Annotated in this window: 10 protein-coding genes; 9 read left to right on the forward strand and 1 reads right to left on the reverse strand. The window is 35.0% G+C overall.

Annotated elements, in window-relative coordinates; genetic code table 11:
- Positions 1-219: 219 nt before the first annotated feature.
- Positions 220-1,608 carry an alpha-L-fucosidase gene (locus VB248_RS01395; protein ID WP_323294933.1) on the forward strand — a complete coding sequence of 463 codons (1,389 nt, stop codon included), beginning with the start codon at positions 220-222 and terminating at the stop codon, positions 1,606-1,608.
- A 474-nt stretch (positions 1,609-2,082) separates the two neighbouring features.
- Positions 2,083-3,057, forward strand: a complete 975-nt coding sequence (locus VB248_RS01400) for a Kelch repeat-containing protein (RefSeq protein WP_323294934.1) — start codon at positions 2,083-2,085, stop codon at positions 3,055-3,057.
- A 61-nt stretch (positions 3,058-3,118) separates the two neighbouring features.
- Here VB248_RS01400 and VB248_RS01405 read toward each other — a convergent pair whose 3' ends face one another.
- On the reverse strand, positions 3,119-4,219 hold the full coding sequence (locus VB248_RS01405; protein ID WP_323294935.1) for a hypothetical protein: 1,101 nt from the start codon (positions 4,217-4,219) through the stop codon (positions 3,119-3,121).
- Positions 4,220-4,491: 272 nt separating this feature from the next.
- On the opposite strand from VB248_RS01405, the gene VB248_RS01410 reads away from it, so the two are divergent.
- The 7 genes from VB248_RS01410 (at position 4,492) to VB248_RS01440 (ending at position 13,022) form a co-directional block, all read left to right on the forward strand.
- Entirely contained in the window at positions 4,492-5,040 is a 549-nt protein-coding gene (locus tag VB248_RS01410; RefSeq protein WP_323294936.1) for a DUF4269 domain-containing protein, read from the forward strand.
- A 179-nt stretch (positions 5,041-5,219) separates the two neighbouring features.
- Positions 5,220-7,334 carry a penicillin-binding protein gene (locus tag VB248_RS01415; protein ID WP_323294937.1) on the forward strand — a complete coding sequence of 705 codons (2,115 nt, stop codon included), beginning with the start codon at positions 5,220-5,222 and terminating at the stop codon, positions 7,332-7,334.
- 158 nt (positions 7,335-7,492) lie between these two features.
- Complete coding sequence (locus VB248_RS01420; protein ID WP_323294938.1) at positions 7,493-8,956, forward strand: UDP-N-acetylmuramoyl-L-alanyl-D-glutamate--2,6-diaminopimelate ligase; 1,464 nt, start codon at positions 7,493-7,495, stop codon at positions 8,954-8,956.
- 146 nt (positions 8,957-9,102) lie between these two features.
- The gene (gene mraY, locus VB248_RS01425; protein WP_323294939.1) at positions 9,103-10,317 is read left to right on the forward strand and encodes a phospho-N-acetylmuramoyl-pentapeptide-transferase; all 1,215 of its coding nucleotides are present in this window, start codon (positions 9,103-9,105) and stop codon (positions 10,315-10,317) included.
- Between the two features lie 363 nt (positions 10,318-10,680).
- Positions 10,681-10,935 carry a DUF4834 family protein gene (locus VB248_RS01430; RefSeq protein WP_323294940.1) on the forward strand — a complete coding sequence of 85 codons (255 nt, stop codon included), beginning with the start codon at positions 10,681-10,683 and terminating at the stop codon, positions 10,933-10,935.
- Between the two features lie 205 nt (positions 10,936-11,140).
- Positions 11,141-11,626 (forward strand): hypothetical protein, encoded by a 486-nt coding sequence (locus VB248_RS01435; RefSeq protein WP_323294941.1) that lies wholly within the window; start codon positions 11,141-11,143, stop codon positions 11,624-11,626.
- 274 nt (positions 11,627-11,900) lie between these two features.
- Positions 11,901-13,022 (forward strand): efflux RND transporter periplasmic adaptor subunit, encoded by a 1,122-nt coding sequence (locus tag VB248_RS01440; RefSeq protein ID WP_323294942.1) that lies wholly within the window; start codon positions 11,901-11,903, stop codon positions 13,020-13,022.
- The last annotated feature ends 7 nt before the right edge of the window (positions 13,023-13,029 follow it).

Genomic DNA, 13,029 nt, shown 5'->3' on the forward strand with positions numbered 1-13,029 from the left:
TAATGTTGGGTAAAATTAGAACACATATACATTAATAATTTAAATGAAATCACCACTAACTACCTAAAAGTTACTCTGATTGTAATTTTTAAACTAAAACCTCTTAGTTGATTTAACTCCAAAATCTTTTAATGAAAACTTTAAGCTTTAATTCATTGAAAGAGTATTTTCCAAAAACTCCTATCTTTAATACTTATCAATCAAAACACTCAAAAAACTATGAAAAAATTATTGTTTGCCTTTTGCTTTTTGTTTACAATCAGCGGTTTACAGGCTCAAAAAAAGTATGAAGCTACTTGGGAATCTATTGATTCAAGACCCGTTCCAACTTGGTTTGAAGATGCTAAATTTGGTATTTTCATTCACTGGGGGCTTTTCTCTGTTCCTGCTTGGGGGCCAACTGAAAAAGATGGCGTTGGTATTTATGACCGCTATTCTGAATGGTACTGGAAGGGAATTTCTGACCCAAACAGAAAAAGTTATGCGGCTTTTACCAAATTTCATAATAACACTTTTGGCAAAGATTTTAAGTATCAAGATTTTGCTAAGGATTTTAAATGCGAACTTTTCGACCCGAACGATTGGGCAAAAGTATTTGAAGATGCAGGGGCAAAGTATGTAGTACTTACTTCAAAACATCACGAAGGTTATACGCTTTGGCCAAGTAAAGAAGCTTGGAATTGGAATGCCGTAGATTTGAATCCACATAGAGATTTGGCTGGCGACTTAATGACGGCTGTGCGTGGAAAAGGACTAAGAATGGGTTATTATTATTCGCTTTACGAATGGTTTAATCCGACTTATAAACAAAACGTTCATCAATATGTGGACGACCACATGATTCCACAAATGAAAGATTTGGTGAATCGTTACAAACCTGATGTGCTTTGGACGGATGGTGAGTGGGATTATCCTTCTGACACTTGGAAGAGTACTGAATTTCTTTCTTGGCTTTACAATGAATCGCCTGCTAAAAATGAGATTGTGATAAACGACCGCTGGGGAAAAGAAACCAGAGGAAAACACGGAGGTATTTTTACCACAGAATATGATTTAATTCACGACCAAAATTCAACAGGCATGGAGATAAATCATCCTTGGGAGGAATGTCGTGGTATTGGTTCATCGTTTGGTTTTAGTAGAAATGAAATGTTGGATGATTATTCTACTTCTGAACAATTAGTCCATATTTTAGTGGATAAAGTAGCTCGTGGAGGTAATTTATTATTAAATATTGGCCCAGCAGCCGACGGCACAATTCCCGTAATTATGCAACAACGCTTGCGTGATATTGGCAAATGGTTGAAAGTAAACGGCGAAGCTATTTATAGTTCAAGAAAGTTGGCAAATGCACCCAAAGTTGATAAAGACACTAAAATTTACTTTACCACAAAAGGCAAAGATTTATACTTGATAACAACCAAATGGGAAGATACTCCAATTATAGTTGATGGTATCAAAGCTAATAATATTCAACTTTTAGGCTTTAAAGGAACGGTGAAGAGTACCGTAAAATCGGGTAAATTAATCATTACGCCACCAGCACTTTCTCCTGCCACAAATCCTTGTAATTATGCTTGGGTTTACAAAATTCCAAATGCCCTTTAATTGAAGGTTTTGTCTTTCTTGAAAAGTATAAATACAGTTTATATCAATGTTTTTCAAGAAAGAAAAAGTATTTTTTCTGTTTACGGAAAAGTTTTTCAAGAGAGAAAATATATTTTTCCTGTTTACGGAAAAGTTTTTCAAGAGAGAAAATATATTTTTCCTGTTTGCGAAAAAGTTTTTCAAGAGAGAAAAAGTATTTTTCTTGTTTACGAAAAAGTTTTTCAAGAGAGAAAAAGTATTTTTCTTGTTTGCGAAAAAGTTTTTCAAGAGAGAAAAAACATTTTTCTCTCTTGAAAAATACCTGTTGATTCCTCTTTAGAAATAAAAAACACCATTTTCAAAAAGCCTTAAAGTAGGTTTGTCTTCTTGCTTGTCTATTGAGTTTTTCTCTAAGCGATAATAAAGGTTTAGATTTTAAGAATATGTCATTAAATTGTTTGCCTAAAATCAAACACAATTTAATCTTCATAAAAAATGAACCTAAGTATTATCCGAAATCTGTTACTCTTAATGGTGTTGTTCAATCTCAAGACACAAGCACAAACTTGGGAGACACTTCAACCCGAAAATACTTGTACTAATCGTCATGAAAATACCTTAACAGCCATTGGCGATAAACTGGTTGTTTTCGGGGGGCGTGGTATAAAATCTACGGATGTATTCAATACCAAAACTCAAAAATGGACAAAGTACGCCGACACGCCTATTGAAATTCATCATCTACAGGCGGTTACTTATCAAAATGAAGTCTATGTAATTGGGGCAATGACGGGCGGTTATCCACACGAAACGCCAATTCCTAACATTTATATTTTCAATCTTGAAAAGGGAGAATGGAGAAAAGGCCCAGAAATTCCTAAAGAAAGATTAAGAGGCTCTGCTGGTTGTGTGGTGTATAAAAACAAAATTTATGTTGTTTGTGGCATTTTGGATGGACACTGGGACGGACACGTAGCGTGGCTTGATGAATATGACCCAAGTACCAACACTTGGCGTAAACTTGCTGATGCTCCGCATACTCGTGACCACGTAAGCGTAGCCATCGTAAACGGAAAATTGTATGTAGCAGGCGGCAGACGCTCGACAGCTAAAATCAATCAAGTATTGAACCTTACAGAAGCGGCGGTGGATGTGTACGATTTTAAGAAAAATACTTGGGAAACTTTGCCAGAAACCATGAATTTGCCAACGCAAAGAGCAGGAAATTCAGCCGTGACACTTGGCAATAATCTGGTGATTTTGGGCGGTGAAAGTGCTGCACAAGTACCTGCACATAGTGATGTAGAAGCATTCGATACTAAGAAAAAAGTTTGGGTAAAATTAGCCAACCTCAATCAAGGTCGTCATGGAACAGGAGCGGTCGTTGTCAATGGAAAGATTTACACCGTTGCTGGTTCGGCGAATCGTGGCGGAGGGCCAGAAATTAATTCGATAGAAGTATATAAATAGCTTTTGATTGAATAGAAAAAGGCTTTCGGAAACAAATTTCTGAAAGCCTTTTTTATAAATGTTAATACTTATAAACGGTATTAATCTTGAATATATCCGTGTTGGTAGAATAGCTTTTATAACTTTTTACTAAAGCCGTCGGATAGCCATCAGCGTCGTATTCATAATCGAATTTATAAGGTAAAGTGTTAGGAAAACTTCCCACAAAAGTTTTGTCTTGCTTGATATTATTGTTTCTTGAAATATGGGTTTGAAACAAACTATATAAATTCATAAGTGTATATGGATTGATATTATCGTCGTATTGATAAGTACCACTTTCCATACCACTTGTACTACCAGAAGCTACATCTTCTACAATATTGCCATTTTTGTACTTGATAAGATAATTCATCTGATTGCCATTATCAAAAGTATATAAGCCCGTAATGGTTTCGATTCCGTTCAAAGTATTGTATTTAAAAGTAACTGATACCGTTTGGTCGTACTTCTTTTCAGTAATAGTCGCAATTTTGCCAAGCGTATTATAAGTCAAAGCCGTATTTCCAATAGCTTTATTGTCGGCATCAAAGTACTGTACTTTCGACAAACGTCCTGCTTCATAAAGGTAAACGGTTTTAGCATTAAACTTTAAGACTTTCGTTGAATCGTCTGCCGTGTAATAATCAATTTGTTTTACTTGTCCCGTTTCGTTATAGACGTAAAGCGTTTTGGAGTATGATCTTTCAACGCCTCCTGCATACATCGTACTTTCCTCGGCACTCAAGCGTTTCAAGGCTTTTTTGCCAGTAAAACTAATTACATCTCCTTCTTTAAGTTGTTCTCTGGTGAACGACTGGATGTTATTCGTTCCCCATTTTTGAAATTTAAACTGAAATTTTATGTGTGCTTTTGGCAAGTAAATTTTACTTTTTCCATAGCCAAGTGTTACTTCTTTTGTATGGGAAATATTGTTTTTGTCCCAAGAAGTAATAGAAAGATTTGTGCCGATGCTGTCGTAAACAATTGTTCCTATTTCCATTTTAGCATAAACATTTACAGCAAAAAGACTATCAGTAGAAGTATTACTGTCTGGAAGTTTGGCAAGTTCATTTTGTTGACAGGCACTAAAAATTAAGGTAAAGCCAAGCAATACCAAGCAGAAAAAAGAGTACTTTTTCATAAGTATTTAATATTGATAAGATTAGATAAAGAGGATAAACATTAAAAACGTAATCCATTAATAAACAAGCAATAAAACCTTTACAATAGCTATTTTGAAAAGGAATGTCAAGCTATTTTTAAGAGATGGAAAATCTTTTGAAATGGTTGTAACGAAGAGAAAATAATTTATCCTTTACCCGATTTAAGGAAAAAATTCGTTGAAGAATAGTCGAAAATCATTGAAGATAAAAACGGAAGGGAAATCACTTTTTACAGATTATTACAAAAAACATGAATTTTGAAACGATTGAATATTTAAAAATTGGTACTCCCAAACAAGTGAAGGCTTATGAACTTTTAGCAAAGTATCAGTTGATGGCAACCTTAGCCAAGTACGAACCTTTATTAGTAGGTACAATTCCTATAAATATCGACATCCAAACCAGCGACCTTGATATTATCTGTTATTGGCAAAATAAAGAAGAATTCAAGGCTTTTGTCATAACACATTTTGGTACTTGTTTAGGCTTCAAGACTTGGGAAAATTACGAGCTAAATGCTGTGGTCGCTAATTTTATGATTGAAGATTTTGAAATTGAAATTTTCGGACAAAATACGCCTACCAAAGAACAATTTGCCTATAAACATTTAGTGATTGGAAACGAAATACTTCAAGCATTAGGTGAAGACTTTAGGCAAAATATCATTACACTCAAAAAACAGGGTTTTAAAACAGAACCAGCTTTTGCCCATTTGTTAAAGCTCGAAGGGAATCCTTATGAGGCACTCTTAACGTTTAGGATAGATTCATTGCGAAAGAAAAACGACAGAGAAGTCTAATATTTTACAAATACTTGTAGCTCAATTACTCATCATAGATTGAATACTCCACAAAAAACATCTTCATAATTTAGCTATCGTTATTCTTCAATCCTTGTCTTCAAATTTTAGTATATTTGTGGACATAGTTGCACACAAAAGCGACGCAAAGCGTATTTTTATATAGATTATTTACTCCAATGAATATAAAAAAAGACATTGTTTTAAGGTTACGACTTGTTTTTTTGTTGATTATCTTTTTTGCAGTCGGAATTGTTTGGCGAATTGTACAATTGCAAACCATAGAAGGCGATAAGTGGCGTAAAGAAGCCAGTAAAAGGTATGTTAGAAAAAGAACGATTGAAGCCGTTCGTGGTAATATTTATGCCGATGATGGTAGCCTTTTGGCTACGTCTTTGCCAAAATATCGTTTAGGATTCGACCCACTCGTTACTTTAAGTGATAAAAACAAACAGATTTTTGATGATGGGATTATTCCGCTTTGCCACAAATTAGCTGATTTTTATAAAGATAAAGACTGGAAAGACTACTATGCCATGATTACTTTAGCTCGTCATGATAAAATCAGTTATATCATGTTGAATGATAAACTGATTGATTATCAGGAAATGGAGCAAATGAAAACATGGCCCATTTTTGAACACGGTAAATACAAAGGAGGCGTTGTTTTTGACAAAGTAAATGTTCGTTATAATCCATTTGGAAAAATGGGTTTTAGAACCATTGGCTATCAAAAAGATAAAAGTAAAGTAGGTATCGAGAATAGTTTTAATGCACAATTGGCAGGAACGCCCGGCAAAGGCGTTTTCGAGAAAATAGCAGGCGGAAGTTGGCGACCTATTGATGGCGGCGAAGAATCTATACCGATTCCAGGCTTAGATGTTTATACTACTATCAACGTAAACATTCAAGATGTGGCAGAGAGTTCTTTGTTAAAAGCACTTCAAAAATACGGAGCAGATAAAGGTTGCGTAGTAGTAATGGAAGTAGCCACAGGCGAAATAAAGGCAATGACCAACCTTACAAAAATGAAAGGTGGCGATTCGTATGCCGAAACTTACAACCATGCTGTACTTGGTCTGAGCGACCCCGGTTCGGTTTTTAAATTACCATCAATGGTAGCGATGATGGAAGAAGGCGAATTGACGAATGAAGAAATGGTGAAAACGGGCAATGGCACGATGAGAATTGGAGATAAAATCTTGAAAGATTCTAAAGTCGGTGGCTACGGAACAATCTCGGCTCAATCAGTTTTTGAACACTCGTCCAACGTCGGAACGGCACTTTTGATGTTGAAATATTTCGGAAAAGGGAAGTATAGAAAATATTACGATAAATTACATGAATTTCATTTAGACGAACCTTTGCATTTTCAGTTACGTCCAGATGCCAGACCTGTCATCAATCGTCCTAAACGAGGGGACGTTATTGCTCTTCCTTGGAATTCTATCGGTTATGGTACTTTATTGACACCTCTGCAAATGCTTGCTTTCTACAATGCTATCGCTAATGACGGAAAGTGGATTCAGCCAATTATTGTAAAGCACACTAAAATTGCCGATAAAATTGAAGACGATTACAGAGTGTCGCAAGTAGTTTATGACACGCCACTTTGTAGTCCAGAAACGTTAGCAAAAGTAAGAAAAATGCTCGAAGGCGTAGTAGAAAGAGGAACGGCATCTAACATCAGAAATGATTTATACAAAATTGCAGGGAAAACGGGTACTTCTCAGAAATTGATTGATGGTCAATACCGAGTAGGCAAGTATTATACTTCGTTTATTGGTTATTTCCCGGCCGAAGCACCCAAGTATAGCTGTGTAGTAATGATAGATGAGCCTCATGGCGTAAAACAAGAAGCTCTTTTTGCCAGCGACGCTTCAGCACCTGTATTTAAAGAAATTGCCGATAAAATTTATGCTTGTGATATTCAAATGCACAAATTATTGGCAAAAAATAGTAACCCAGCGGTGAAGTTTACCTCTCATAAGCAAGTCGCTCATTCTTCAGACATCAAAGCTATTTGTAGCGAGTTTGGAATCGAAAAAGTGCCAGCCAACGAAGGTTGGACAAGTATCGAAGAAAATAATGGAGCGATAGAATTTGATGAACACAAAAATCCTAAAAATAAAGTACCTGATATTAGAGGAATGTCTTTAAGAGATGCCTTGTATGTATTAGAAAACAAAGGGTTCAAAGTAAAATATCGAGGTTTAGGCAGGGTAAAGAGTCAGTCTATTCCGCCGGGTGTAGTTGCTTCAAAAAATAGAACCATAGATTTAGTATTGAACTAAGGAGCTAAATATGAGTGCAGAATTGTGAGCGTTAAGTTTTGAATTTGAAATTCAGCACTCATACTTTGCTATTGAGTTTTCTAAAATTTCCATTATTTTACAAGCTTACTGCTTAATAGCCTAAAGCCGATAAAATTAATCCTAATAAACAACTGAGCATGAAAGTCCTCTCCAATCTTTTAAAAAACATTACAATAAATACATTACTTGGGAATGCCGAGGTAGAGGTTTCATCCATTATCATTGATTCTCGTGCAGTTACAGAAGGTTCTATGTTTGTGGCATTGAAAGGAACACAAGTAGATGGACATACCTTTATCGAAAAAGCCATTGCAATGGGAGCAAAGTCTATTCTTTGCGAAGACCTTCCCGAAAATATTGTTGAAAGTGTTACCTATCTACAAGTAAAAAATGCAGCCGAAACATTGGGCTATTTGGCATCTGCTTTTTATGACCATCCATCGCAAAAATTAAAATTAGTAGGTATTACGGGTACAAACGGAAAAACGACAACGGTTACTTTGCTATTTCGTTTGTTTCGTCAATTAGGTTATCGTTGTGGTTTGATTTCAACGGTTCAAAATCAGATTGACGAAGAAGTAATTCCTTCAACTCATACTACGCCAGATGCCGTAAACTTGAATAAACTTTTAGCCGAAATGGTTGAAGCAGGCTGTACCAATGCTTTTATGGAAGTAAGTTCACATTCGGTAGTACAGCACAGAATTACAGGATTGACTTTTGCAGGAGGTATTTTCTCGAATATTACACACGACCATCTCGATTTTCACGGAACATTCGATAATTATATCAAAGCCAAAAAAGGCTTTTTTGATGCTTTGCCCAAAACAGCTTTCGCATTAGTCAATATCGACGACCGCCGTGGAGCAGTAATGGTTCAAAATACTAAAGCAAGTATCAAAACCTACTCTTTAGAAACTTTAGCAACCGTAAAAGGCAGAATCGTTTCAGATAGTATTTATGGCTTGCAAATGGAAATAGATGGAAAAGAAATCCATTTTCAGCTTATTGGTACTTTCAATGCCTATAATTTAATGGCGATTTATGGAGCAGCCATTCTTTTGGGCGAAGACCGTGACGAAGTATTGGTACAAATGTCTGGACTTCTTACCGCACCCGGACGATTTGAACAAATTGTTTCTGTAAAAGACCAAAAAGTAGGTATCGTCGATTATGCCCATACGCCAGACGCTTTAGAAAATGTATTGAAAACCATCAATCAAATCAAAGGCGACAACCAGCAAGTGATTACCGTAGTAGGTTGTGGAGGAAACAGAGATGCCACCAAACGCCCTATCATGGCGAAGATTGCCTGTACTTTATCGAATAAAGTAATTCTTACTTCCGATAACCCAAGAAAAGAAGACCCAATGGATATTTTGGCACAAATGCAAAAGGGCGTTCCTCCGATAGATTTCAAGAAAACAAAGACCATCGAAGACCGCAAAGAAGCCATTTTGTATGCCGTAAATACTTTGGCAAATGCTGGAGATATTATCTTGGTAGCAGGCAAAGGACACGAAACCTACCAAGAAATACAAGGAATAAAGTATGATTTTGACGATAGATTAGTGCTGAAAGAAGCATTTGGACAGGCATAGTCACTCAAGAAGCTTTTAAAATAGGAAAAAGGATATTTCTTGAAAACTAAATTAACATTACTAAATTTGCGTTTCGTTTTTCGAGAAAAGGATTTTTTATCTAAAATAGAAAATAAATTTCCAATCATCATTCTAACCAACTTGTCATGCTTTATTACTTATTTGATTATTTGGATAAACACTTCAACTTCCCGGGTGCAGGTTTGTTTCAATATATTACCTTTCGTGCTTTTGCGGCGGTAATTACTTCTTTGGGAATCGCTGCTATTTGGGGTAAAGCTGTTATCAACCAACTCCGAAAGCTACAAATTGGCGAAGACATCAGAGATTTAGGCTTGGAAGGACAAATGCAAAAGAAAGGAACACCTACAATGGGTGGTTTTATCATTCTTTTGTCGCTGATTGTACCAACTTTGCTTTTTGCCAAGCTGCATAATATTTACATCATTTTATTATTAGTAACGGCCGTTTGGTTGGGTGGTGTAGGTTTTTTAGACGATTATATCAAAGTATTCAAGAAAAACAAAGAAGGACTTTCAGGAAAATTCAAGATTGTTGGGCAAATCGGTTTGGGATTAATCGTTGGGCTTACGATGTGGTTCAACGACGACATCAAAGTACGCTTTTATGAAAAAGCTAAAATTGCCTCAAATATTGGAGCTGTTCAGCAATTTACAGATTCAAAAGCACTGATTTCAACTGTACCTTTTTTAAAAAATAACCAATTTGATTATAGCTATCTAATTCCTGATTTCTTAGGTTTAGACCAATATACTTGGGTGGTATATGTAATTGCTGTGATTTTTATCATTACAGCCGTTTCAAATGGAGCAAATATCACAGACGGTATCGACGGCTTGGCAGCAGGAACTTCGATGATTATCGGTATCGGTTTAGCTATTTTGGCTTATGTTTCTGGTAACAAAGTATTCTCGCAGTACTTAAATGTAATGTTTATTCCTAATTCTGGGGAATTGGCCGTCTTTTGTGCCGCCTTTGTGGGTGCTTGTATTGGGTTTTTGTGGTACAATTCATTCCCAGCACAAGTATTTATGGGCGATACAGGCAGTTTGATGTTGGGCGGAGTAATTGCTACTTTGGCAATTGTAATTCGTAAAGAATTGCTGATTCCTGTTTTGTGTGGTATTTTCTTGATAGAATTGGTATCAGTAATTATGCAAGTGAGTTACTTCAAATACACAAAGAAAAAGTTTGGCGAAGGGCGAAGAATCTTCCTGATGTCGCCATTGCACCATCACTTTCAGAAAAAAGGATATCACGAAGCCAAACTGGTTACTCGTTTCTGGATTATCTGCATTTTGTTAGTAGTAGTGTCGGTAGTAACCTTGAAACTAAGATAGATTTAAAATACCTAAAAACTCCTTTGAAAACCAAAGGAGTTTTTTTATCCTCGAAAGTCACCACTTATAAAAACTTCACAAAAATTACTTAGCTACCAAAAACTAATTTGTAAATTTGGCGTTATCAATTCATAAAATCTATGAAATATATTTGCTTGATAAAATAGGGCAACAAACAAAAACTTGGTTTTAAGTGGTGATTAGTAAATGGTGATTGGTGATTAGCTTTTCAAATTTTTAATTATTAGCTATTTATGAAAATAAAAACGTTAATTAAGTTATAATCATTACTTATACAATCGAGTATCTGTTTTTCTAATTTTGAAAGCTTTGTTTTAGTTGATAATTAAATCATCGAATAAAATGTTAAAAATACTGCTTATCATTTTTCTTATCTTATTTATTTTTCCACGCTTGTTGAAATGGGCATTAAGAGGTTTTGTTGTTTCGCAGTTCAATAAAGCACAACAAGATTTTCAGCAACAACAGCAAGCCAATTATCAATCTACACGCAAAAGAGAAGGGCAAATAGATGTAGATTTTATTCCTCCTAAAAAAGGTAAAAGTACCGAAAATTTTGATGGAGGTGAATATATAGATTACGAGGAGGTCAAGTAAAAGACCTCTTTTTATTTTGTACTTATTTAATAGTTACTTTATCTATCAAGAATTCTTAAACATATCTGAATTTTATTCGTTTATCTAAAAAACAGCAAATAAATTTTGTGTTTACGATAAAAATTGTATTTTTGTTAAATAGGAATTTGTACTTTTTGTGGAAATAGCTTTAAAACATATCCTTTTTTGCATTAAATGCACATTTTTGATTTTTCTACTTATCAAAACAAATCCGACATCTGCAAACAAAAATTGTACTAATCCAAGTTTTTTTATTGTTGAAGGTAGCGTTCATAAACCTGTTGTTTCGGTACTTTCTACCCGAAAAGTAAGCAAGGTAATCGGTCTGTCATGCCAAAATGCAGATAATGTTTCCAGACGCTACAAAACGCTAAAAGACTTTCAAAAACACACTCGCTTTTTTCCATTAGGAAATTTATTTCTTGGTTTTGACGACTCTGAATTAGATGAAGAGGAAGAAGATGAAATTGTTCAGAAAAAAAGTAAAACGGCAAAACGTAACCGTTCAGCATACTTAGTTGGTTTTTTGAATACGCCTGAATCTTCTCAATTTGATGAAGAAATAATGCAACAAAAAACCACTTTTAATCATTTCCTCAATCCGTTTTATCTTGATGTAATTATTCAATTACATTCACCTCCTCCCGATTTTTCTTATTTATCGGCTTAATACAATCCAAAAACATTCTCAATCAGGCACTTCTTTAATTCAAGAAACGACGCCGATATTGCTATTCTGTCATTTCGATAGAGTAAAAATAGTATTGAGTATTGTTCAGTCGGACTGTTTGTTGTAATGAATCTCATCAAAAATGGGTTTCCCTATATTGTGTTGGCTTTTCCATTCGATATGTTGAAAACCTAAATCTATCTATTGCTTCTACTTTGCTTGTTTGTCCCAAAGTTGAAGCCTAACCAATCAATTTCACTTAATCATTCATATAATGAAAAAAGTATTTGTATTTCTCAGCACAATTATCACTTGTTTACAATTAGCGGCTTGTTCATCGAATAAAGAAAGCGAAGACAAAAAAGAGAGCTTTCCGACAACAAACCCTATCGTAATTGATACAGACTATAATAATGACTATGTCTCGGATATTCATGCGATAAAAAACGTAGAAATCAGAGCAAGAGTAAAAGGGTATATCGACAAAATCCTTGTTGATGAAGGAAAATTTGTACAAAAGGGACAAATACTATTTTGTATCAGCAATCAAGAATATAAAGAAGAAATCCTAAAAGCGAAGGCGATGCTGAAAAGTGCTATTGCCGAAGCAAAAGCTGCCGAGCTGAATTTACAAAACGTAAAATTATTGGTAGAAAAAAATGTAGTGTCGAAAACTGAGTTTGAAATGGCAAAAGCAAAATTAGATGCTTTGAATGCTAAAATCGAAGAAGCTCAATCGCACGAAACCAGTGCCAAATTGAAATTATCTTTTACCGAAATCAAAGCTCCATTTGACGGTATCGTTGACAGAATTCCGAATAAAATCGGGAGTTTAATTGATGAAGGCACTTTATTAACAACCATCTCAGATACCAAAGAAGTGTTTGCGTACTTCAACGTATCAGAAAAAGAGTATTTAGATTTTGCAAAAACCATTCGTGAATCAGCTAAAAGTGAAGTGTCTTTGATTTTGGCTAATAACGAAACGCACGATTACAAAGGAAATATCGAAACAATCGAAGGAGAATTTGATAAAAATACAGGAAGTATCGCTTTCAGAGCAAGATTTGCCAATCCAGAGAGAATCTTAAAACATGGCTCAAGCGGTAAAGTGAGAATCAATAATCATGTAAAAAATGCTTTGGTGATTCCACAAAAATCAACTTTTGAAATTCAAGATAAAGTATATGTTTTTGTAGTGGACAAAAACAATAAAATTCAAACCAGAAATGTCGTTCCCAAACTACGAATCCCACACTTGTTTATTATAGAATCAGGTGTATCGACGAGCGATAAAATTATTTATGAAGGTATTCAAAATCTAAAAGACGGCATGACAATCATCCCAGAGATGGTAGCGATGGATAAAATCATCACAGAGTTGAGAAGTAAGTAATTTGTCT

It is taken from the genome of Arcicella rigui (assembly GCF_034929435.1).
In the GTDB taxonomy this organism is placed as follows: Bacteria; Bacteroidota; Bacteroidia; order Cytophagales; family Spirosomataceae; genus Arcicella; species Arcicella rigui.

Excerpts from the sequence above, each read along its gene's own strand:
- VB248_RS01395 (WP_323294933.1), top strand. The coding sequence starts at position 220 with ATGAAAAAATTATTGTTTGCCTTTTGCTTTTTGTTTACAATCAGCGGT.
- VB248_RS01400 (WP_323294934.1), top strand. The coding sequence starts at position 2,083 with ATGAACCTAAGTATTATCCGAAATCTGTTACTCTTAATGGTGTTGTTC.
- VB248_RS01405 (WP_323294935.1), bottom strand. The coding sequence starts at position 4,219 with ATGAAAAAGTACTCTTTTTTCTGCTTGGTATTGCTTGGCTTTACCTTA.
- VB248_RS01410 (WP_323294936.1), top strand. The coding sequence starts at position 4,492 with ATGAATTTTGAAACGATTGAATATTTAAAAATTGGTACTCCCAAACAA.
- VB248_RS01415 (WP_323294937.1), top strand. The coding sequence starts at position 5,220 with ATGAATATAAAAAAAGACATTGTTTTAAGGTTACGACTTGTTTTTTTG.
- VB248_RS01420 (WP_323294938.1), top strand. The coding sequence starts at position 7,493 with ATGAAAGTCCTCTCCAATCTTTTAAAAAACATTACAATAAATACATTA.
- mraY (WP_323294939.1), top strand. The coding sequence starts at position 9,103 with ATGCTTTATTACTTATTTGATTATTTGGATAAACACTTCAACTTCCCG.
- VB248_RS01430 (WP_323294940.1), top strand. The coding sequence starts at position 10,681 with ATGTTAAAAATACTGCTTATCATTTTTCTTATCTTATTTATTTTTCCA.
- VB248_RS01440 (WP_323294942.1), top strand. The coding sequence starts at position 11,901 with ATGAAAAAAGTATTTGTATTTCTCAGCACAATTATCACTTGTTTACAA.